The sequence below is a fragment of the Citrobacter sp. Cb028 genome (genome assembly GCF_030336705.1).
Taxonomy (GTDB): domain Bacteria; phylum Pseudomonadota; class Gammaproteobacteria; order Enterobacterales; family Enterobacteriaceae; genus Citrobacter; species Citrobacter braakii.
On sequence record NZ_JAOWCZ010000034.1, the window covers coordinates 966011 to 988990 of the forward strand.

General features: G+C 52.6%; 19 protein-coding genes and 3 tRNA genes. 12 read left to right on the forward strand and 10 right to left on the reverse strand.

All coding sequences use genetic code 11. The annotated features are described in order from the left end of the window. Positions 1-68 precede the first annotated feature (68 nt). The 3 genes from shiA to OGV75_RS14280 all read right to left on the reverse strand — a co-directional run bounded on the left by shiA (position 69) and on the right by OGV75_RS14280 (position 1940). Positions 69-1385 carry a shikimate transporter gene (gene shiA, locus OGV75_RS14270; protein ID WP_016156198.1) on the reverse strand — a complete coding sequence of 439 codons (1317 nt, stop codon included), beginning with the start codon at positions 1383-1385 and terminating at the stop codon, positions 69-71. A 213-nt stretch (positions 1386-1598) separates the two neighbouring features. Then, a tRNA-Asn gene (locus OGV75_RS14275) sits at positions 1599-1674 on the reverse strand. Between the two features lie 113 nt (positions 1675-1787). Beyond that, positions 1788-1940 (reverse strand): hypothetical protein, encoded by a 153-nt coding sequence (locus OGV75_RS14280; RefSeq protein WP_165500029.1) that lies wholly within the window; start codon positions 1938-1940, stop codon positions 1788-1790. Between the two features lie 60 nt (positions 1941-2000). On the opposite strand from OGV75_RS14280, the gene nac reads away from it, so the two are divergent. Both nac and cbl read left to right on the forward strand, forming a co-directional pair. Beyond that, a complete protein-coding gene (gene nac, locus OGV75_RS14285) occupies positions 2001-2918 on the forward strand; it encodes a nitrogen assimilation transcriptional regulator NAC (RefSeq protein ID WP_016156200.1) in 918 nt (305 codons plus the stop codon). 101 nt (positions 2919-3019) lie between these two features. Then, complete coding sequence (cbl, locus tag OGV75_RS14290) at positions 3020-3970, forward strand: HTH-type transcriptional regulator Cbl (RefSeq protein ID WP_016152661.1); 951 nt, start codon at positions 3020-3022, stop codon at positions 3968-3970. A gap of 42 nt (positions 3971-4012) precedes the next feature. Here the strand turns inward: cbl and OGV75_RS14295 are convergent. Together OGV75_RS14295 and OGV75_RS14300 are read right to left on the reverse strand one after the other, a co-directional pair. Then, a tRNA-Asn gene (locus OGV75_RS14295) sits at positions 4013-4088 on the reverse strand. A 99-nt stretch (positions 4089-4187) separates the two neighbouring features. Next, positions 4188-5675 carry an EmmdR/YeeO family multidrug/toxin efflux MATE transporter gene (locus tag OGV75_RS14300; RefSeq protein WP_049040618.1) on the reverse strand — a complete coding sequence of 496 codons (1488 nt, stop codon included), beginning with the start codon at positions 5673-5675 and terminating at the stop codon, positions 4188-4190. Between the two features lie 160 nt (positions 5676-5835). On the opposite strand from OGV75_RS14300, the gene OGV75_RS14305 reads away from it, so the two are divergent. Further along, positions 5836-5911: transfer RNA gene (locus OGV75_RS14305), tRNA-Asn, on the forward strand. A gap of 98 nt (positions 5912-6009) precedes the next feature. On the opposite strand, the gene fhuE is transcribed toward OGV75_RS14305, so the two are convergent. Next, positions 6010-8196 (reverse strand): ferric-rhodotorulic acid/ferric-coprogen receptor FhuE, encoded by a 2187-nt coding sequence (gene fhuE, locus OGV75_RS14310; protein WP_286480821.1) that lies wholly within the window; start codon positions 8194-8196, stop codon positions 6010-6012. A gap of 348 nt (positions 8197-8544) precedes the next feature. On the opposite strand from fhuE, the gene hinT reads away from it, so the two are divergent. From hinT to OGV75_RS14350, 8 genes are all read left to right on the forward strand, one after another. Further along, positions 8545-8904 (forward strand): purine nucleoside phosphoramidase, encoded by a 360-nt coding sequence (hinT, locus tag OGV75_RS14315; RefSeq protein WP_016156204.1) that lies wholly within the window; start codon positions 8545-8547, stop codon positions 8902-8904. Positions 8905-8906: 2 nt separating this feature from the next. Continuing rightward, entirely contained in the window at positions 8907-9281 is a 375-nt protein-coding gene (locus OGV75_RS14320) for a YcfL family putative periplasmic lipoprotein (protein WP_019076489.1), read from the forward strand. Between the two features lie 13 nt (positions 9282-9294). Continuing rightward, a complete protein-coding gene (gene lpoB / locus OGV75_RS14325; protein WP_016152673.1) occupies positions 9295-9936 on the forward strand; it encodes a penicillin-binding protein activator LpoB in 642 nt (213 codons plus the stop codon). After that, a complete protein-coding gene (gene thiK, locus OGV75_RS14330; RefSeq protein ID WP_053390188.1) occupies positions 9917-10741 on the forward strand; it encodes a thiamine kinase in 825 nt (274 codons plus the stop codon). Before lpoB ends, thiK begins: the two co-directional genes overlap by 20 nt. 10 nt (positions 10742-10751) lie before the next feature. Next, positions 10752-11777 carry a beta-N-acetylhexosaminidase gene (gene nagZ / locus OGV75_RS14335; protein ID WP_286480822.1) on the forward strand — a complete coding sequence of 342 codons (1026 nt, stop codon included), beginning with the start codon at positions 10752-10754 and terminating at the stop codon, positions 11775-11777. A gap of 21 nt (positions 11778-11798) precedes the next feature. Further along, a complete protein-coding gene (ycfP, locus tag OGV75_RS14340) occupies positions 11799-12341 on the forward strand; it encodes an alpha/beta hydrolase YcfP (protein WP_003030817.1) in 543 nt (180 codons plus the stop codon). A gap of 236 nt (positions 12342-12577) precedes the next feature. After that, entirely contained in the window at positions 12578-13882 is a 1305-nt protein-coding gene (ndh, locus tag OGV75_RS14345; protein WP_016152676.1) for an NADH-quinone dehydrogenase, read from the forward strand. A 167-nt stretch (positions 13883-14049) separates the two neighbouring features. Continuing rightward, the gene (locus tag OGV75_RS14350; RefSeq protein ID WP_003030814.1) at positions 14050-14589 is read left to right on the forward strand and encodes a glycine zipper 2TM domain-containing protein; all 540 of its coding nucleotides are present in this window, start codon (positions 14050-14052) and stop codon (positions 14587-14589) included. Between the two features lie 57 nt (positions 14590-14646). On the opposite strand, the gene OGV75_RS14355 is transcribed toward OGV75_RS14350, so the two are convergent. Next, positions 14647-16827: a TonB-dependent siderophore receptor gene (locus OGV75_RS14355; protein WP_019076496.1), complete on the reverse strand. Its 2181-nt coding sequence runs from the start codon at positions 16825-16827 to the stop codon at positions 14647-14649. 255 nt (positions 16828-17082) lie between these two features. After that, positions 17083-17718: a TetR family copper-responsive transcriptional repressor ComR gene (comR, locus tag OGV75_RS14360; protein WP_016156207.1), complete on the reverse strand. Its 636-nt coding sequence runs from the start codon at positions 17716-17718 to the stop codon at positions 17083-17085. Positions 17719-17961: 243 nt separating this feature from the next. On the opposite strand from comR, the gene bhsA reads away from it, so the two are divergent. Beyond that, positions 17962-18219: a multiple stress resistance protein BhsA gene (gene bhsA, locus OGV75_RS14365; protein WP_029139491.1), complete on the forward strand. Its 258-nt coding sequence runs from the start codon at positions 17962-17964 to the stop codon at positions 18217-18219. A gap of 85 nt (positions 18220-18304) precedes the next feature. On the opposite strand, the gene ldtC is transcribed toward bhsA, so the two are convergent. Then, positions 18305-19270, reverse strand: a complete 966-nt coding sequence (gene ldtC / locus OGV75_RS14370; protein WP_049041343.1) for a L,D-transpeptidase LdtC — start codon at positions 19268-19270, stop codon at positions 18305-18307. 148 nt (positions 19271-19418) lie between these two features. Next, positions 19419-22865, reverse strand: a complete 3447-nt coding sequence (mfd, locus tag OGV75_RS14375; RefSeq protein ID WP_286480823.1) for a transcription-repair coupling factor — start codon at positions 22863-22865, stop codon at positions 19419-19421. Positions 22866-22980: the final 115 nt, after the last annotated feature.

Here is a 22980-nt window from a genome sequence, read left to right on the forward strand (position 1 = left end):
GGAATATGAAACAAAAGTCAGACGTTGAGGAAGATTGTGCGAAGGCCGAATGACCTTCGCATCAGGGCTTAACTGTGCTGCTTATCCCGCATCAGCAATGCAGTGGCGGCGGAAATAAGACACCCGGCCATTAGATAAATGGCCACGCTGTGCCAGTCTCCGCCCGAGAATGTTACCAGTGCTGCAGCAATGAAAGGGGTAAAACCACCGCCAACCACACTTGCCACCTGATAGCCAACGCCTGCGCCGCTGTAGCGATAACTTGCGCCAAACAAACCGGTAAACATAGGCTGCTGTACGCAGACCACCATATCGTGCGCAATATTGGCCAACATAATCGCGAAGAACACGATCCAGAAAATAGACTGTGCTTCCAGCGCCATAAAGAACGGGAAGGCGCTCAGCGTACCGACCAGTGCACCGGTAATGTACACGCGCCGTCGACCAAAGCGGTCGGCAAGCCAGGCAAAGCAGGGGATGGTGAGACAGCTCAGTCCTCCCACTAACAAACCGATATTCAGAAACAGCTCGCGGGGTAGGCCCAGGTTCTGCGTAGAGTAATTAAGGGCAAACGCGGTGACGATATACATCGTCAGCAGTTCACATAAGCGCAAGCCGATAATTTTTAAGAATGCGCCCGGATGGCGGATTAACGCCTCGACCACCGGTAACCGCTTTTTCTCTGGTTGCGCTGCCTGTTGCTGCTGTTCGAATTCGGCTGATTCATCCATTCTGTTACGCATCCACAACGCGCCCAAAACCAGTACGATGCTGAACAGGAACGGAATACGCCAGCCCCAGCTCAGGAACTGCTCATCGGTAGTTTGTGAGCTAATCAGTGATACCAGACCGGTAGAAAGCAGCAGTCCGACGCCGTAACCGACCTGAACGCCACTGCTGTAGAAGGCTTTTTTATTTTTCGGCGCGCTTTCGACCGAGAGCAACGCCGCGCCGCCCCATTCACCACCAACGGCGAATCCCTGAATGGCGCGTAGCGTCACCAGCAGCACAGGGGCCCACCAGCCAATAGTGTCAAAAGAAGGAATAATCCCTATCAGCGCAGTGGCAATCCCCATCATCCAGACGGTGAGCATCAGCATGCGTTTACGGCCAAGGCGATCGCCAAAGTGGCCGAAGATAACCCCGCCTAACGGACGGAACAAAAATCCGACGCCAAAGGTGGCAAATGCGGCTAGTGTTCCCATTGCCGGGCTAACCTGCGGGAAGAACTCGCGATTAAAGACCAGTGCGGCGGTGATGCCATAAAGCAGAAAATCATACCAGTCGACCACGGCGCCAGCGAAGCTACCAAGCGCAGCGCGTCGGGCACGATGAAGCGAAGAGACGTCCTCTTGGGGACCCGCGGAGGTGAGAGTGGAATCCATAGTTATCCTGTCTGTACTGTCTTTTAGTTATTAGTATTTGAATTGGGCTACACACATTGCAGTCGATATATTAACGACCGTTATGAGATTACCGCGACAGACGGGAAGAGAAAACGATTATCTCCCTCACCAGAGGGCTACATGAAAAATAAGACGAATGAAAAACAGAAAAGCAAAAAGCCTGCTTAGTTTCCTAAGCAGGCTTCTTAAATTTGGCTCCTCTGACTGGACTCGAACCAGTGACATACGGATTAACAGTCCGCCGTTCTACCGACTGAACTACAGAGGAATCGTTTGAACGAGGCGCATATTAGCGAGGGCGATGAGGCTTGTCAAAGGGGGAAATACATTTGTGCGTTCGTTTGCTGACAAAATCAGCAAAGCGGCGATCTTTCCGTCTTTTTATGCCTTTGCCCCATTCTGGTGCGCGTCTACCTCTTCCAGGGCAGCCAGAATGAGAGGTTCAGGTGTGCAAAAAGTCCATTCTTCACCTTTGAGCCTGACTTTACGCGGTTTTAACCGTAAAACACGGCTGCTGACTAAACTGGCAAGCATCTTGCAATCCTGAAATTAATGACTGCCAGCACGGGTTCTGGTATTCCGACAGGAGGCAAAATGAACTTCAGACGACTGAAATATTTCGTGAAAATCGTCGATATAGGTAGCCTGACCCAGGCAGCGGAAGTGTTGCATATCGCGCAACCCGCGCTGAGCCAGCAGGTTGCTACGCTGGAAGGCGAACTGGATCAGCAACTGCTGATTCGCACCAAACGCGGCGTCACACCGACGGAAGCGGGGAAAGTGTTGTATGCCCATGCGCGGACGATCTTACGTCAGTGCGAGCAGGCGCAACTTGCGGTCAATAACGTAGGTCAGACCCTGGGGGGACAGGTCTCTATTGGCCTGGCGCCGGGGACGGCGGCGTCAGCCATCACTATGCCGTTATTACAGACAGTACGAGCAGAGCTGCCCGATGTGCTGGTCTATTTGCATGAAAACAGTGGGGCGGTGCTGAATGACAAGCTGCTCAGCGGGCATTTAGACATGGCGGTGCTCTACGAGCGCTCACCCGTGGCGGGTATCAGCAGTCAACCGTTGCTTAAAGAGGATCTGTACCTGGTCGGGACGCGTGATTGCCCGGGGCAAAGCGTCGATTTAGCCGCGGTGGCGCAGATGAATCTGTTTTTGCCACGGGATTACAGCGCAGTTCGCCTGCGTGTAGATGAAGCTTTTTCGCTTCGTCGCCTGACGGCCAAAGTGATTGGCGAAATTGAATCAATCGCCACCTTAACGGCTGCCATCGCCAGTGGGATGGGCGTCACAGTGTTGCCTGAGTCGGCGGCCCGTTCATTATGTAATGCCGCTAACGGCTGGATGGCGCGGATAACAACCCCATCGATGAATCTGCCATTATCGCTGAACGTCTCAGCCAGAGGGAGCTTATCGCCGCAGGCACAGGCCGTGAAGGAGATCCTGTTGTCGCTGGTAAGCCGTCCGGCACTGGAAAACCGCGAGCTACAGCTGGTCAGCTAAACCTTATTCCCTCCAGGAATAAGATGCGGGTTTTTATTATTTGTTATGCCGGGCATCAGACTTTAACAATAGCGTAATGTCTGATGTGCCCGGAGCGAAAAGTGAATTTCCAGCAACTTAAAATAATCCGCGAGGCGGCCCGTCAGGATTACAACCTGACGGAAGTCGCGAATATACTGTACACCTCGCAGTCGGGAGTCAGCCGACATATTCGTGAACTTGAAGATGAACTTGGCATTGAGATTTTTATCCGTCGCGGTAAACGCCTGCTGGGCATGACCGAACCGGGCAAAGCCTTGCTGGTTATTGCCGAGCGTATTCTGAATGAGGCCAGCAACGTTCGCAGACTGGCGGATCTGTTTACCAATGACACGTCCGGTGTACTGACGATTGCCACCACGCATACACAGGCGCGCTATAGCCTGCCCGCGGTGATTAAAGCCTTTCGTGAGCTCTTTCCTGAGGTACGTCTGGAACTGATCCAGGGTACACCGCAGGAGATTGACGTACTGCTGCAAAACGGTGGGGCAGACATCGGGATTGCCAGCGAGCGACTGAGCAGCGATCCGCTGTTGGTAGCTTTTCCCTGGTTTCGTTGGCACCACAGCCTGCTTGTTCCTCACGATCATCCCTTGGTGAAAACGTCTCCTCTCACACTGGAATCTATCGCCCACTGGCCATTAATTACGTATCGTCAGGGGATTACGGGGCGTTCCCGTATCGATGAGGCATTTGCCCGTAAAGGGTTAGTGCCGGATATTATCCTCAGCGCCCAGGACTCGGATGTGATTAAAACCTATGTGTCGCTGGGGCTGGGAATCGGGCTGGTGGCAGAACAATCCAGTGGAGAGCAGGAGGAGGGGAGCTTAACCCGTCTGGATACCCGGCACTTATTTGATGCAAATACCGTCTGGCTGGGCCTGAAACGCGGGCAACTGCAGCGCAACTACGTTTGGCGATTCATTGAGCTATGCAACGCAGGGTTATCCGTCGATGAAATCAAGCGCCAGGCGATGGAGCCAGATGAAGCCGTGATTGATTATCAGATATAATGCAAAAAGCCTGCTTAGTTTCCTAAGCAGGCTTCTTAAATATGGCTCCTCTGACTGGACTCGAACCAGTGACATACGGATTAACAGTCCGCCGTTCTACCGACTGAACTACAGAGGAATCGTGTGAACGAGGCGAATATTAGCGATGCCACTCAGCGTTGTCAAAGCCTGAATAGATAAATGCGATCGTTTGCTGAAATATTCCCCATTTCGCCGCTTATTCAGACGCAACCGGTTGTTTTATGCACTTTTCACGCTCGGGGCGAGGGTATTTCCATAACCAGCGGCCTGTAACCATACGCCAGTAAAATAACGCGGCGCGCACGGCCCAGTCGAAGAACATCCCTAACCAAACGCCGACTACGCCCCATCCTAATACAATTCCCAAGGTGTAACCCGCCACAACGCGACAGCCCCACATGCCCAACATCGATACCCACATCGCAAAACGCACATCACGTGCGCCCTTAAACCCTGATGGTAGCACCCAGGATGCTGCCCATATCGGCATAAACGCTGCATTGAGCCAAATTAGGATGACTATGACCTCTTTTACATCCTGATCGTGGGTATAAAATGAGGCCATAACGCCGGCAAAGGGGGCGGTTAGCCAGGCGATGGCGGTTAAGCCGATTGTTGAGAGCCAGAATATATGGCGTAACTGGATTTCCGCTTGGGCAATCTGACCATTTCCCAGACGCCTGCCGGTAATGATTGTCGACGCGGAGCCTAAAGCATTCCCCGGCAGGTTGATGAGCGCGGCGATGGAAAATGCAATGAAGTTTCCGGCAATTACGCTGGTTCCCATGCCGGAGACAAACATTTGCGTTAACAGTTTACCGCCATTAAATAGCACTGACTCAATACTTGCCGGAATACCGATCCCCATAACTTCCCAGATAATGGCGAGATTGAGCGGCTTAAAATAGCTTTTGAAGGGAATACGCAGCGCCGGATTAAAACCAATCATCAGCACCCAGATAATGGCGAACGCACCGATGTAGCGTGAAATGGTCAGCCCGAGTCCTGCCCCCACAAATCCCAGTCCTTGCCAGGAAAAGACCCCGTAGATCAGGATACTACTGATGATGATATTTAGGATATTCATACCGCCATTAATCAACAGCGGAATTTTGGTATTTCCGGCTCCGCGGAGTGCGCCGCTACCGATCAAAGCAATGGCTGCCGCCGGGTAGCTGAGCACCGTTAGTTCCAGATAGGTGAGTGCCAAGGCCTTAACATCGGGGGTTGCTTCACCGGCGACAACGTCAATAATCTGTTCACCAAAATAGTGGATGACCGCTGCCAGCACGGTAGCAAAAATCGTCATGATCACCAGCGATTGTCTGGCTGCTGCCCTTGCCCGTCGACGATCTCGTTTTCCCAGGCTAAATGCTACCACCACCGTGGTTCCCAGATCGATGGCGGCAAAAAACGCCATGATGACCATATTGAAACTGTCGGCGAGACCAACGCCAGCCATTGCTTCTTTTCCCAACCAGCTAACAAGGAAGGTACTCAGTACGCCCATCAACAGTACACAGGTGTTTTCCAGAAAAATGGGGACCGCAAGCGGAGTGATTTCGCGCCAAAAGAGAACCTTATAACTCTTGCGTTTAGCATACCAGGGCGTGCGGGAAGCGACCTGGCGTAAGGCAGCGGAGACGTTCAAAGTGGACCTTAAAGAAGAAAGTTGAAACCTCATTTCAAATGATGAGGGAGAATCCAAAAAGCTGCAAAGTTTTTTCCATTTAAAATGTCTGGAAATGCAACAAACTGTCGAGAGAAGCATCAATTGAAACTTATTCGGGGAAATGGGGTTTGACAAAAATTTTTTCGCCGCTAAGATAAGCCTCCACAACGATTCCTCTGTAGTTCAGTCGGTAGAACGGCGGACTGTTAATCCGTATGTCACTGGTTCGAGTCCAGTCAGAGGAGCCATATTTAAGAAACCCGCTTAAGGAAACTTAAGCGGGCTTTTTGTTTTCTCAGTCCAGTGCATCCACCTGACGAGCAGGTGGAGCGTGATGTGTTTCGAATCAGAACTGATAGCTGGCGGTGACGCTGACGTTGCGCGGCTCGCCATAGACGATAGATCCGTCGACATTGGTGTCGTAGGTTTTATCGAACAGGTTATTGAGGTTACCCTGCACAGAGAAGTTTTTCGTCACCTGATAGCGGGTGAATAAATCGACCAGGGCGTAGCTTCCCTGTTCCGCACGGAATGTGCCAAACGGCGTGACCGTATCGCTATAAACACGATTCTGCCAGTTAACCCCACCGCCCACGGTCAGTTCCGGCATGGCTGGCAGGCGATAACGGGTAAACAGTTTTACTGTGGTACGCGGTAGGTTCGGGTTTACCGCATTGCCTTCGTTGTCTTCAGCAACATAGCGTGTCGCGCCGAACGTCATCTGCCAGTTATCGGTGATCGCACCGTTAACTTCGAATTCGACCCCTTTGCTGACCGTTCCATCCATCGCTCTATAGGCCGTGTCGCCATTGCTACCGGCAATTGGTACGCCGGTTGATTGGCCCAGGTTATCCTGTTCAATGCGGAACACCGCGAGGGTGGTGGTTAAACGGCTGTTCATCCAGTCGGACTTCAGGCCAAGTTCATAGTTATTGCCGGTAATTGGGGAGAGATATTTACCGGAACTGTCGCGCTTGTTCTGCGGCTGGAAGATTGAGGTATAGCTGGCGTACGTAGACCAGTTATCGTCAATGTCATACACCAGGCCCGCATACGGCGTGGTATGGTTTTGTTCCATGCTGTAGGCGAGGGTGTCGATACGCCAGTTGGTATAACGCGCGCCGACAATCAAATGCAGTGGGTCGGCCAGCGAAATACGTGTTGCGGCGTAGAGCGATTTCATGTGCGTGGTATCGTCCTGGGCCAATGACTGCGGGTTCCAGTTGGTTTCCGGGAAGTTACCATCGAAGGTATAGAAGCTGCCGATTTCGTTGGGGAATACGTTCGCCCACGCGCTTTCGTAACGGTTATTCTGTTTACTGTAGCTGCCGCCCAGCATCAGATTATGCTGATGACCAAACAGGTCGTAACCGCCGTCGGCGAACAGATCGACGGCATCCACCTTACGCTTGCCGCTGTTCCAGCCGGTACCTCCGACGTAGTCATAGCCCGGACCATAGCTGCTATACGGGCCAATCAGCGTACCATCGGCTTTATTGACATAGGCATCGACGTACATCATTTTACTGTCAAACTTGACCTCGGAGTGGGTGGCATTCATGGTCGCCTGCCAGGTATCGGCAAAACGTTGCTTGATGGTGACAAACACTTTGTTGAAGTCTTTATCGTTGTACGCCCAGTCCGGCGCAGTGCTGCGCGAGCGGTCATAGCTGTTTTTGCTGCCGTCGGTATTCCAGCGCGGCAATCCACCCCATGTTGGGCTGTTGATATCAATGCGCTGGTATTCATAACCCACAGACAGGCTGGTGGTGTCGCCCAGATCGGCATCGACAATCCCGGAGAAGAACATTTTTTCGCTATTGTAGCGATCAAGCCAGGCGTCGTTATTCTGGTAGCCCGCCACGATGCGCCCGCGCACGTTGCCGTCTGCCGTGAGCGGGCTTTGAAGATCGGTCACATATCGTTGTTTATTCCAACTGCCATATTCCGCAGAAACATTACCGGTGAACTCGCGGCTGGTGGCATGCTTACGGATCATATTAATCGAGGCTGAGGGGTTACCCGTCCCGGTCATTAGCCCGTTTGCGCCACGGACCACTTCGACACGCTCAAAAAGGGCCGTGTCGGAAAGGGCATCACCGAGATTCCAGCGGGATTCAAAATAGGTCGGAATCCCATCGACCATATAGTTATCAATCTGAAATCCGCGAGAGTAATAGCTACTGCGATCTGAATCCGCCTGACTTCTGCTTATCCCCAACGTGTTGTCCATGACATCGCCCAGCGTTTGCAGTTGCTGATCTTCCATGCGCTGCTGACTGATAATACTGACTGATTGCGGAATATCGCGCTGCGTCATCTGCATTTTGGTGCCAGCAGTCGTTGATTTGATGCTGTAATCCTGCTCCTCGCTGGATGTAGCTGGAGCAGAGCCCTCAACGATAACCGTCTCTTCAGCAGGGGCTGCGAGGCTGGTGGAAGGCAATAGTGCTAACGTGATGCAGGCTGCCAGTACAGAAGGGGCAAGCCCAGGTTGGCGTTGGTCATCCCCGTTGTGTGTTGTGAAAGACATCGAAAAGTCCTTGATAATTATTAATATTAAGTTTGAATCACTGAGGTTGCGATGAACTTTTTGGTTGTAAATTATTAAGTTCGCACGCTAATACAAATGCGAAATATACGCATTCACATTCAATGTGTAAACAGATGCTACGGCATAAGTGAAATGTTGTTTCAGTACTATGCTTAAGCAATAGCGACGGGAAATGGTTATAAGAACAGCAGTGGCAGGGCTTTTTGCTTAAAAAATCGAGGGTTAAAGTTGAAAGAGCGTGAGTAACTCGCTCATACTCTATACTCGCAGAGTGACCCGGCGTAGCATGGCATAACGCTTGGGCTGTTAATGAAAAAGGAAAACGTCGTGGCAGAAGAAACTATATTCAGCAAAATTATCCGTCGTGAAATTCCGTCAGATATCGTGTACCAGGATGAACTGGTCACTGCGTTTCGTGATATTTCCCCTCAGGCACCTACGCACATTCTGATCATTCCTAACGTCCTGATCCCGACCGTCAACGATGTGACGGCGGAACACGAGCAGGCGTTGGGTCGCATGATCACCGTAGCGGCGAAAATCGCCGAGCAGGAAGGCATTGCTGCGGATGGGTATCGTTTAATTATGAATACCAATCGTCACGGCGGTCAGGAGGTGTATCACATTCATATGCACCTGCTGGGTGGACGTGCGCTGGGTCCAATGCTTGCGCATAAAGGTCTGTAAGCATGACCAGAGGATGCATTGCACTTTCACTGAGCTTGCTGCTACTGGCTGGCTGTCGGGCACATCCTGAAATTCCGGTAAGTGATGAACAGTCGCTGGTGATGGAATCAACGATTCTGGCGTCGGGCATTACAGCAGAACAACCGACGTTAACCACGTCTGATATTCAGGCCTCAGCATCCTCGCGACTTTATAACGAAAGACAAGAACCCGTTACCGTTCATTATCGGTTTTACTGGTATGACGCCAGAGGACTGGAAATGCATCCTCTGGAAGCGCCACGCAGCGTGACTATCCCGGCTCATTCGTCGGTGACGCTGTACGGCAGCGCCAATTTTTTGGGGGCGCACAAGGTTAGACTTTATCTTTATTTGTAAGGGGTGAATCTTGATGATCAAAATGAATCGCTACGCACTGATTGCCGCGCTGGCGATGTTTCTCTCTGGCTGTGTGGCGCAACGTGAGCCCGCACCAGTAGAGGAAGTAAAGCCAGTGCCGGAACAGCCCGCGCAGCCGCAACAACCGGTGCCGGTTGTACCAACGGTGCCAAGCATACCGCAGCAGCCGGGTCCGATTGAGCACGAGGACCAAACGGCGCAGCCGACGCCACGTCAACGTCACTATGACTGGAACGGAGCTATGCAACCGATGGTCGGCAAAATGCTGCAGGCTGACGGTGTCAAAGCGGGAGGCGTTCTGCTTGTTGATAGCGTGAATAACCGGACCAACGGCTCGTTGAATGCCGGTGAAGCTACCGAGACCTTGAGGAACGCGTTGGCGAATAACGGCAAGTTTACCCTGGTTTCCGCCCAGCAGTTGGCTGTCGCCAAACAGCAGTTAGGTTTGTCGCCGAACGACAGTCTGGGAACGCGCAGCAAAGCGATTGGTATCGCCCGTAACGTTGGCGCACAGTATGTGCTCTATTCCAGCGCCTCCGGCAACGTCAATTCGCCGGCCCTGCAAATGCAATTAATGCTGGTACAAACTGGCGAGATAATCTGGTCAGGTAAAGGTGCCGTACAGCAACAATAACCGGCTGACGCGCGACGAGGTGTTGTCGCGCTATTTCCCGCAGTATCATCCCGTCGTAGCCAACCAGAGCGGCCTGAGCGGCGGGAGCTGCATCATCGAACACGATACCCACCGCTTAGTGTTGCGCTGTCATCACGACCCTGACGCGCCGGAATCGCATTTCTTACGCCACTATCACGCGTTAAAGCACCTGCCTGAAAGCCTTGCGCCGCGCCCCCGCTTTTATATACGTGGGTGGATGGCGGTCGACTTTTTTCACGGTAAGGTAGAATCCAGATTGCCGGACGCCGACGAACTCGCTGGCTTATTGTATCATCTGCACCAACAACCCCAATTGGGCTGGCGAATCAGTCTGCTGCCGCTACTCGAACAGTACTGGCAGTGTGGCGATCCGGCGCGTCGCACGCCATGCTGGTTGCGAGCGTTGAAGCGGCTCAGGAAAAGCGGTGAGCCTCGACCTTTGCGTTTGGGACCTCTGCATATGGATGTCCACGGTGACAACATCGTACGTACAGCATCAGGGCTGCGGCTGATTGACTGGGAATATGCCGGAGACGGTGACATCGCTCTGGAGCTGGCGGCGGTTTGGGTCAACGACGAATCTCAGCACCAACGGCTGGTTAGCGCCTACGCCCAACGAGCGCACATTGAACAAAACGCGCTGTGGCGGCAGGTCAGACGATGGCGGCCCTGGGTCATAATGCTGAAAGCGGGGTGGTTTGAGTATCGCTGGCGACAAACCGGCGATCGACAATTTATCAGGCTGGCCGATGAAACCTGGCGGCAGCTAATAATGAAAGGATAAGGAGAGCAGTGTGGGCCCAGTAATGTTGGATGTCGAAGGGTATGAGCTGGACGCTGAAGAGCGTGAGATTCTGGCGCATCCGCTGGTAGGTGGGTTGATCCTCTTTACCCGAAATTATCATGACCCGGAACAGTTGCGTGAATTAGTGCGCCAGATTCGCGCGGCATCACGCAATCATCTGGTGGTGGCGGTAGATCAGGAAGGCGGCAGGGTACAGCGTTTTCGCGAAGGATTTACGCGTCTGCCCGCGGCCCAATCCTTTGCGGCGCTGCACGGTCTGGAAGAAGGCGGCAATCTGGCTCAGGACGCCGGATGGCTAATGGCCAGCGAAATGATCGCAATGGATATAGATATAAGTTTTGCGCCGGTGCTGGATGTGGGGCATATCAGCGCGGCGATTGGCGAACGTTCTTACCATGCCGATCCGCGGAAAGCGCTGGCTATGGCGACCCGCTTCATTGACGGTATGCATGCTGCTGGCATGAAAACTACCGGTAAACATTTCCCCGGGCATGGGGCAGTGACGGCGGATTCGCATAAAGAAACCCCAACCGATCCACGTTCAGAAGCCGAAATTCGTGCAAAAGATATGTCCGTGTTCCAGACGTTGATTACGGAAAACAAACTCGATGCCATTATGCCTGCGCATGTCATCTACAGTGACGTGGACCCGCGTCCGGCGAGCGGTTCGCCACACTGGCTGAAAACGGTGCTGCGTCAGGAGCTTGGTTTCGATGGCGTCATTTTCTCCGATGATTTGTCGATGGAAGGGGCGGCGATTATGGGAAGCTATGCGGAGCGTGGTCAGGCATCGCTGGATGCGGGTTGCGATATGATCCTGGTCTGCAATAATCGTAAGGGAGCGGTCAGTGTGTTAGATAATCTGTCGCCGATCAATGCAGAACGTGTTACACGTTTGTATCATAAAGGTTCATTTTCACGTCAGGAACTGATGGACTCGGCACGCTGGAAGACGGTAAGCACCCAGCTCAACCAGCTTCATGAGCGCTGGCAGGAAGAGAAAGCAGGTCATTAACGCAAGTTTGGCGAGGATGCGATGATTATCTATTTACACGGTTTTGACTCTAACAGCCCGGGCAACCACGAAAAGGTGTTGCAGCTACAGTTCATCGACCCGGATGTCAGGCTGATTAGCTACAGTACGCGGCATCCTAAACATGACATGCAGCATCTACTGAAAGAAGTGGACAAAATGCTGCAGCTTAATGTGGACGACCGTCCGCTGATTTGTGGCGTGGGGCTCGGGGGATATTGGGCTGAACGGATTGGTTTTCTGTGTGATATTCGTCAGGTAGTGTTTAATCCCAACCTGTTCCCGTATGAGAACATGGAAGGAAAAATCGACAGGCCTGAAGAGTATGCCGATATCGCGACAAAATGCGTGACCAATTTCCGCGAAAAGAATCGCGATCGCTGCCTGGTGATCCTGTCACGTCATGATGAAGCGCTCAATAGTCAGCGTTCGTCAGAAGAGCTGCATCACTTTTACGAGATAGTCTGGGACGAAGAGCAGACGCACAAGTTTAAGAATATCTCCCCGCATTTGCAGCGCATCAAAGCGTTCAAGACGTTAGGTTAATCCTCAATGAACGTGTAAAAAACCAGCCTTCGGGCTGGTTTTTTTGTTCTTAAAGTTCGTGTTGTCTATCTTTTCAGCATCAAAACTTGATACACATCAATTTTGGTATGACCAATGCACCGTTCGTGTTATTCTCACTCTCGAAGAACATTTTCATTATCGTAACTTGTTGTTAATTAAAGGCTATGTCTATAACTTTTAATTAACAATTGGTTAATAAATTTAAGGGGGTCACGTTGACTACACCATTAAAAAGAATCGTGATTGTCGGCGGCGGTGCTGGCGGACTGGAAATGGCGACACAGCTGGGTAAAAAGCTGGGACGCAAGAAAAAGGCCAAAATCACGCTGGTGGACAGAAACCACAGCCATTTATGGAAACCGTTACTGCATGAAGTCGCGACGGGTTCCCTGGACGAAGGCGTGGATGCGCTGAGCTATCTGGCGCATGCCCGTAACCACGGTTTCCAGTTTCAGTTGGGTTCGGTGGTGGATATCGATCGCGAAGCGAAAACCATTACTCTTGCCGAGCTGCGCGATGAGAAGGGCGAGCTGCTGGTTCCTGAGCGCAAAGTCCCGTATGACACGCTGGTGATGGCGTTGGGTAGTACCTCCAACGATTTCAATACGCCGGGCGTCAAAGAAAACTGCATTTTCCTGGATAACCCGCATCAGGCGCGTCGTTTCCACCAGGAGATGCTGAATCTTTTCCTGAAGTACTCCGCGAATCTGGGCGCTAACGGCAAAGTAAATATCGCCATTGTCGGCGGCGGTGCGACGGGGGTTGAACTCTCAGCCGAGCTGCACAATGCGGTAAAACAGCTGCACAGCTATGGTTACAAAGGGCTGACTAACGAAGCGCTGAACGTTACGCTGGTAGAAGCCGGTGAGCGTATTCTGCCTGCGTTGCCGCCACGTATTTCCAGTGCTGCGCATAATGAGTTAACCAAACTGGGCGTACGCGTACTGACCCAGACGATGGTAACCAGCGCTGATGAAGGCGGACTGCATACCAAGGATGGCGAGTACATTGAAGCCGATCTGATGGTGTGGGCTGCGGGGATCAAAGCGCCAGACTTTATGAAAGACATTGGCGGTCTGGAAACCAATCGTATTAACCAACTGGTGGTTGAGCCGACTCTGCAGACCACGCGCGATCCCGACGTGTACGCGATTGGCGACTGCGCTTCCTGCGCTCGCCCGGAAGGTGGTTTTGTGCCGCCGCGCGCTCAGGCTGCGCACCAGATGGCAAGCTGCGCAATGAACAACATTTTGGCGCAGATGAACGGCAAGCCGCTGAAAGCGTATCAGTACAAAGACCACGGCTCTCTGGTTTCACTTTCTAACTTCTCTACCGTGGGTAGCCTGATGGGTAACTTGACCCGTGGTTCGATGATGGTAGAAGGGCGTATTGCGCGCTTTGTGTACATCTCACTGTACCGCATGCACCAGATTGCTCTGCACGGTTACTTTAAAACCGGTCTGATGATGCTGGTTGGCAGCATTAACCGGGTGATCCGCCCGCGTCTGAAACTGCATTAATACGGCTTATGGCGTCGGATGTTTGTACTTATCCGGCGCCTTCCTTCAGAGTTCTCCGAATCATCCTGCCTTCGCTCCTCCTCGTGCTATTTTCATCCGTAATCTGATTGGCATTCCTTACCTTCTGTTGCAAAGTTGTTGCTAATAGCAAAAAAGGAGGAAGTCCCGTGAATAAATCTATGTTGGCGGGTATAGGGATTGGCGTAGCTGCTGCGCTGGGTGTTGCAGCGGTGGCCAGTCTTAACGTTTTCGAGCGTGGCCCACAGTATGCACAAGTTGTCTCTGCAACACCGATTAAAGAGTCGGTAAAAACACCGCGCCAGGAGTGTCGGAACGTGACGGTCACGCACCGTAAGCCGGTACAAGATGAAAACCGTATCGCGGGTTCCGTGCTGGGTGCGGTTGCTGGTGGCGTTATCGGCCATCAGTTTGGCGGCGGACGCGGTAAAGATATTGCTACCGTGGCCGGTGCTTTAGGCGGCGGCTATGCAGGTAACCAGATCCAGGGTTCGATGCAGGAAAATGATACTTACACTACCACGCAGCAGCGTTGTAAAACGGTGTATGACAAATCTGAAAAAATGCTGGGCTACGACGTGACGTACAAAATTGGCGATCAGCAGGGGAAAATCCGTATGGATAAGGACCCCGGCGCGCAAATTCCGTTGGATAACAACGGACAGTTGGTACTGAATAACAAAGCGTAAAATAGCATTATCCTGAACATTAGCCCCCCATTCGCTCAGGCTGGGGGGCTTTTTTTATCAGAAGGTTAAGGCGTAGTTCAGACCAAACGTGCGGCCCCGGCCCTTGTATTCATACAGTGACGGGCTACCGTAGGTTGGGCTGTACAGCAGTGGCGCACGTTGTCCCCACAGCGTGGTGTACTCTTCATTCAGCAGGTTTTCCACGCTAAAGGTCAGTTTACCCAACGGGAGCTGATAGCTGCCGATAAAGTCCATCGTGTTATAGCCGTCCAGCTTATTGCCGCTGGCGTCCGTCAGATCAAATGTTTGCTGGCTCTGTACGCGCAATGTCCACGGTTCAGGTGCCCAGCCGACCCACGCGGTGGCTTTGGACGGGGAAGCCAGGGTGACATCCCATTTCTGCCACTTACCGTTTTGCTTCACTTCCGATTTAATGACGTTGAAGTTGCCGCCCAGACTCCAGTCCGTATCCGCAATGAAATAATCCACCGCACCTTCAAGGCCATAAATGCGGCGATCGTCGGGCTGGACGTTAATGGTCATATCGCTGCGGTTGATAACGATCGATTTATCCGAAGTGGAGTAGTAAGCGGCCAGCTGCGTGCGCAGACTGTCGCCAGTGTAGCGCCATCCCAGTTCGTAGGAGTTAACTTTAATCCCCTCCAGGCGTGAATCCGCCACGTTGACGCTGCGCTGGAGCTGGTAATGATCGCCAACCAGGGAATAGGTGCCGTTACCGTAATATTTCCCCGGGTCCGGAAGCTCCACGCCCTGAGAGAAGTTAAACCATGTCTGCTGACGGTCGGTCAGGTGGGCGAGAATACCGGCGTTAAACAGGAAATTATCGTAATCGGTTTTACCGCCAGGAATGGTATCGGCGGAGTTTGCCAGGCCGGTGGCAATTCCCTGTTGTTGGGCATAGCCCACGAAATCATCCACCCTGTTTTCGGTCCATTGATAGCGCACACCGCCGCTGAGGGTAAAGATGTCGTTAATGTCATAGCTGTTCTGCAGGAAAGGCGCGAAGTTGGTGATGCTGTAACCGGGGTAACGCCCGGTGGTATAAGCGGTTCGGTTGTCCATACCGCCGGAGGGCAGGGACCAGGCCAGATCGAAGAATTTCTGATTGGAATCGAAGGTTTCGTGATCGGCATCGACACCCCACGTCAGCTCCCAGTTGTCCATCAGCTGGCTGTTGAGGGTGATTTTGGCACCAAACTGGTCTGTGTCCTGCTGCGATGCGGAGAAACTGGTGACCTTGCCTTTGCTTAGCGTAGGGAAGGGGTAGAATTTTAGCGATTCGTCACGGTAATAGATTTGGCTGACCAGGTTCTGGCCGAAGAAATCCGCGTCTGAATACTGCAGGCTGATCAGATGACGCTCGGTGCCGGGAATACGATCGGAATTCAGTCCGCTGCTGGTATAAGCCTTACCGTTTCCCGTCACGGCGGACATGTTCTCGCCAAGATCCAGTCCGTAATCGTCGTCCCCCTGGCTCTTATAATACTGCGTAACCAGTTGTAACTGACGGTTGTCGTCAAGCTCAATCGTTCCGGTGCCCATCACGTCAAGACGATCGGAGTGCTGCAGGCCGGTTTGGGTGTTATCCAGCAGCAGGGCATCGTGATTGCCGTCATACCAGCCGCCAAACCGTTGATACGCGACGGACATGCGCCCGGAAGCGCGATCGGTTCCTCCGCTCACCGCCGCGGCAACGCGTTCATCATGATCGTTACTGTTATTGAAGCCGCTTTTACTCCCCAGTTCGAGTTCTACTTCACGCTCCGGCTGGCCTTTTTTGGTGACAATGTTGATTAACCCACCGGTACTGCCGCCGCCATACAGTGAGGTTGCACCTGAGATGACTTCAATGTGTGCGATGTTAAACGGGTCAATAGAATCCAGTTGGCGACTGTCAGTACGCGAGGAGTTCAGACGGACACCGTCTATCAGTACTACGATGGCACGACCGCGCATATTCATGCCGTAGTTTGTGCGCCCCTGGCTGCTGACATCGATTCCTGGGATTAACTGAGCAAGAACATCTTTGAACTCTTTCCCCCCCTGAACCTGCTGTTCAATCTCGCTTCCTTCAATAACCCAGGTCGTTTGCGCCATTTCTGCCACGGTGCGTTGACTACGGTTGGCACTGACGATGAGGTTATCTTCCTCAGCCGCGATGGCTGGGAGAGTTAAAGACAACAAGAGAGGATTGAGCACCCAGAGACGCTTATGCATTTGTATTCCTTTTAAAAAAGAGTCGAGCTGTTTTTGTTATGGCGGTAGAGAAACCGATGGTTACATTGTGAAACAGGCGTTAAAACAAATGCGAATATTGCTGATAATAATTGTTGTTATCAATACATTTTACAAAAAATGATCGGATAAGATGATGAAAACACTGAATAATGTAGGGGTAATCCGCGGAAATCTAACCGGGGGCTTAATCAGCTCCCGGTGGTGTCAGTACTGCGGGGAAATAGCGGGAAAGGGTTAAACTTTGATAAGTTCAGGCCACAGTCGCAGAGTCGTGTGTGCGATCTGCATCAGTTTTTCAAACGTTGCGCCTTCACGGGCGCTGATCGACATACCCTGTAAAATACAGTTCAGGTATTCGGCCAGTTTTTGCACGTCGCAATGGGCCGGAATTTCGCCTCGTTGCTGACGCTGGTGAAGGAACTGGGTAAGCGTCTGTTCCTGCATGGCATGGCGGGATTTCACCGTGTGCGCAATATCCCGGGAAGAGGCCGCCAGTGTCGCGGATGTGTTAATCATGAAACATCCCGCCGGGGTGTCTTTACTGGTAAAGCAGGTTGCTATTGCGGTGAAATAGTCTTCCAGCGCGCACTCAAGACTTTTTTCTTCACAAAATAACTGGGCTTCATGTTTCGCCGCGAAGCGGGTGATGTAGCGGTCCAGTACGGCACGAAACAACCCCTCTTTATTGGTGAACTCCGCATACAGCGTGGGCGCTTTTGCGCCGGTTGCTTCTACCAGATCGGCGAGCGATGTCGCTTCATACCCGTGCTGCCAGAAGAGTGTCATGGCCTTATCAAGCGCGGCTTCCCTGTCGAACACTTTTGGTCGGCCACGGCTTTTTTTAGCACAACCTGTCATTTCAGTTGTCATGGCGCCGATGTACCTTTGTTGGGTTTATTGAATAACCATTATAAAAATATTCGACTGCACACTCCAGCGGATTAGCGATAAAAATAATTTAACGCTATTGATATGAAAAATAAGGTCTTTGTATTTTATATAACGATCATTACAAAAAAATGTTGACGTGTGACCTGGATCACATCTATGATTTACCTATCGATCGTTAAGTTAATCTTTGCGACACACATTCATCTGCTAAAGGTCACTATCATGAAAAACGTAAAAACTCTGTTTGTTGCTGCTGTTCTTAGCTCACTCTCATTTGCAAGCTTTGCTGCCGTTGAAGTTCAGGCCACACCTGCGGGCCAACAGAAAGTCGGTACTATTTCTGCGAATGCGGGGACTAACTTAGGTTCTCTGGAAGATCAACTGGCGCAGAAAGCGGATGAGATGGGGGCGAAGTCTTTCCGTATTACTTCTGTTACCGGTCCTAACACCCTCCACGGGACTGCAGTTATCTACAAATAAGATTTAACCCATCGCAATGCCACTGCGAGTTAAATAAAAAACCCCCGCGGAATAAAATCCAGCGGGGGTTTTTTATGCGCTGAGTTTACAGCGGTTGTTGAGCAACGTCGTGATGACGGGTGACATCGACCGGCATGCCTGAGCGAATCTCCATCGCATGTTCCATGACGGCAGGGTCCGTTTGCGCCGCATTCTTAAACGTCTGCATGGATGCGTTCAGCACGATCGGCAGCAATTGCGGGTCGTCATTGATTTTTTCGGACAACGGCTGGTGTACTTCAACCAGGCGCACGCCGTTAGGTTCAACAGATGCTTTGATTGGCGTATTGATAATATTGACCTTGGTTCCTGGCTTCACCTGACGGAACAGGGTTTCGATATCACCGTCGCGTAGACGAATACAGCCGGAACTGACGCGCATTCCGATGCCAAAGTCAGCATTAGTTCCGTGCAGCAGATACACGCCGCCGTATGCCGCTAAGCGAATGGCATGATGGCCCATCGGGTTATCCGGCCCGGCAGGCACTACGGCAGGAAGGTCGATCCCGTTCGCTTTGTATCGCGCGCGGATATTTGCCGTAGGCGTCCAGGTTGGGTTGGCACGTTTATCAGAGATGGTGGTTACCATTGTGGGCGTCAGCGTGTCACCGCCTAACTGGCCAATACCAATAGGATACACGGTCACCGAATTTGTCCCTGGCTGGTAATAATAAAGACGCAGTTCGGCGAGGTTGATAACAATGCCTTCGCGTGGCGCGTCCGGCAGCAGGGTTTGTAACGGAATAGTCAGCACGCTGCCCGGACGTGGTACGTAAGGGTCAACGCCGGGGTTGGCCTGTAGCAGCGCCAGAAAGCCGACATTGTATTTTTTCGCAATCGCTTCCAGAGAACCGCCATTGTCTTCGACAACGTGAACGGCATTCTGACCCACCACGCGGCTTCCCGGTGGCGGCAGCGGCCAGGTGTTTGCCTGGGCCGGAAGCGCTAACGCGAAGGTCGCGGCAAGCGTAAAAAATGCTAACCAACGAGAGAGTCGTTTATTGTTTAACATCACCATAAATCCATTGTTTTTACGTGGTTTTTATTATGTAAAAGTAAACAAGAATTATGGCGGTTTGCAGTGTCGGGAAGTGCAGGGAAGTGCAAAGAGTTTGTAAATTCATCAGGCCGGGTGAGTGGAGGACTCACCCGGCTTGATGCTAGGCTACGGCGTTCTCTTCAAGCTGGCGCATAAACTGGCGAACCCAGTCGATCCGTGCTTTACGCTCGCCCAACTCCTGCATGAATTTCAGGCGTGTTGGACCATCCAGACGGAAGTGCTGCGGTTGTTTTTGCAGTAAACCAATTAGCCAGACCGGGTTAACATGGTTTTTCTCGGCAAACTCAATAGTACCGCCTTTTTCATTGCCTTCGAGCTTTCTGATCCCCAGTTTCTGCGCCTGCTGGCGTAAACGGGCAATATCCAGCAACGTCCGGGCCGGGTCGGGCAGCAGGCCAAAACGGTCTATCAGCTCGACCTTAATTTCTTCCAGCTCGGTTTCGCCTTTTGCACTGGCAATGCGCTTGTAGAACGACAGTCGCGTGTTGACATCCGGGATATAGTTATCCGGCAGAAGGGATGGCATGCGCAGTTCGACTTCGGTTTGCTGGCTGGTGAGATCTTCCAGCGACGGTTCACGCCCTTCTTTGAGCGCATCGACAGCGTTTTCCAGCAGCTCCATATACAGTGAGAAACCGATACTTTCCATGGAGCCACTTTGATCTTCGCCCAGCAGTTCCCCAGCGCCACGAATTTCGAGGTCGTGGGTCGCCAACGCAAAACCTGCACCTAAATCTTCCAGCGAGGCGATGGCTTCCAGGCGTTTTTGTGCGTCGGTGGTCATCGCTTTTGGGTGCGGCGTTAGCAGCCAGGCGTATGCCTGATGATGTGAGCGTCCCACACGACCCCGTAGCTGATGCAATTGCGCTAAACCGAAGTGGTCAGCTCGTTCAATGATGATGGTGTTGGCAGTAGGAATGTCGATCCCGGTTTCGATAATGGTGGTACACACCAGCACGTTAAAACGCTGGTGGTGGAAATCGTTCATCACGCGTTCCAGTTCGCGCTCGCGCATTTGCCCGTGGCCGATACCAATGCGCGCTTCCGGCACCAGTTCCGCTAATCGGTCAGCGGTTTTCTGGATATTTTCGACGTCGTTAAAGAGATAATAAACTTGTCCCCCGCGCATAACTTCACGCAGGATAGCCTCGCGTATCACCAGGTTGTCATATTCGCGCACGAAGGTTTTGACCGCCAGACGACGAGCGGGTGGTGTGGCGATGATCGACAGATCGCGCATGCCGCTCATCGCCATGTTGAGCGTGCGTGGAATTGGCGTTGCTGTCAGAGTCAGAATATCCACATCCGCGCGCATTGCCTTGATACGCTCTTTGTGGCGAACGCCGAAACGGTGCTCTTCATCGACAATCAGCAGCCCCAGATCTTTTAGCTTCACATCCGCTTGCAGCAGTTTGTGAGTGCCGATGAGAATATCGATTTTACCTTCGGCAACCTGCTCCAGAATCTGCGCTTGCTCTTTGGCGCTACGGAAACGGGACAGCATCTCAATGCGTACCGGCCAGTTGGCAAAGCGGTCGCGGAAGTTGTCGAAGTGCTGCTGAGCGAGCAGAGTGGTCGGTACCAACACGGCAACCTGCTTGTGATTCTCTACGGCGAGAAAGGCGGCACGCATCGCGACTTCGGTTTTACCAAAGCCGACATCGCCACACACCAGGCGGTCCATGGCCAGCGGTTGACACATATCGCTGAGTACCGCGTTGATCGCCTGTGCCTGGTCCGGCGTGGTTTCAAACGGGAAGCTGTCGCAAAACAGCTGGTACTGTTCACGGTCATGCTTAAAGGCAAAGCCTTCTTTCGCTGCGCGCTGGGCATAAATATCCAGCAGCTCTGCCGCGACATCGCGGACTTTCTCAGCGGCTTTCTGTCGGGCGCGTGACCAGGCATCACCGCCCAGTTTATGCAGCGGCGCATTCTCTTCCGCGCCGCCGGCGTAGCGGCTGATCAGATGCAGCGACGACACCGGCACGTACAGTTTGGCGTCGTTGGCATAGGTGAGCATCAGGTATTCACCGGTGATGCCGCCCGCTTCCAGCGTGGTCATACCGGCATAGCGACCCACGCCGTGCTCCAGATGCACCACTGGCTGACCGGGATGCAGCTCCGCGAGGTTACGAATTAACGTATCCGGGTTGATGGTGCGACGAGAATCCTGGCGGCGGCGCGCCACGCGTTCACCGAGCAGATCGCTTTCACAAATCAGCGCCAGATTGCGTTTGCTATCGATGAAGCCGTGCTCGGCTGAGCCAATCATCAGATAACGACCGTTGTCTACGGCTTCGTCGAGTCGCAATATCCGCTTCGGCGCGACTTTGATGCGGGCGAGCAGTTCGCCTAGCGCTTCCCGGCGTCCTTCACTTTCCACCGAGAAAATTACCGGACCGGTAAAGCCTTCAAGGAATTTACGTAATGCATCTAACGGTGCTTTTTGCTGTGCCTGAACGGCGATATCTGGCAGCTTCTGGAACCCGAGGTTGGTATTCGCCGCTTTCTTCGGCAGACTCTCGGTTTTCAACTGAACACGCGGCCAGCGTTTAAGTTCAGAAAACAGCTCATCAACCCGCAGCCACAGCGATTCCGGTGGCAGAAGCGGGCGCATCGGATCAACGCCGCGATTCTCAAAGCGTGACAGGGTATCGGCCTGGAAGCGTGCTGCGCTGGTCTCGATATCGCCGGTATTTACCAACAACGTATTGGCGGGGAAGTAGCTGAACAGCGGCGGCAGCGGCTCGCTGAAAAACAGCGGCTGCCAGTATTCAATCCCCGTAGGTAACGTGCCTTTGCTGACCTGTTGATAAATATGCTCGGCGTCGCGTTTTACCTCAAACGTATCACGCCACTGACTACGGAACAGCTCAATGGCCGTTTTGTCAGTCGGGAATTCGTGTGCGGGCAGCAAATTAATGGCATCGACTTCTTCCAGCGTGCGCTGAGTGTCAGTATCAAACAGACGCAGGCTGTCGATTTCGTCATCAAAGAAATCCAGACGATAAGGCAATTCGCTGCCCATCGGGAACAGATCTAACAATGCGCCACGCGTGGCGTATTCGCCGTGTTCCATGACCTGATCAACATGGCGATAGCCAGCACTGTCCAGTTGTTCGCGCAAGGCGTCGCGCGAAAGCCGCTGGCCTTTTTTCATGACCAGCGCATGACCGTGCAGATAGCTGTGCGGACAGACACGCTGCATCAGCGTATTTACCGGAACGATCAGTACGCCGCGCTGCATGGCGGGCAGTTGATACAGCGTGGAGAGCCGTGAGGAGATAATCTCCTGATGGGGAGAAAAGCTGTCATAGGGAAGCGTTTCCCAGTCGGGCAGGTTCATCACCATCTGGTCAGTAAACTGACGAATCTCATCATGCAGACGCAAAGCATTTTGCATGTCCGGCGCGATCAGCACCACTGGACCCGCGTGACGTTCGGCGATTTCGGCGACCAGCGTTGCGCAGGCGGCACCCGTAAGCTCACCCAACTGGCGCTGATCGGAAGCGCCCGTTGGGAGCGTGTAACGATGTTGTTCAGGCATTCGGTTGTCAGGATCTCGTTTAGATATACATCTGATAAGCAATGTTCTTTATTATCCGTGATCGTTTCTCATAAGCAAATTGATTCGCCCCCGAATGGGGGCAAAAAGCGCGAAG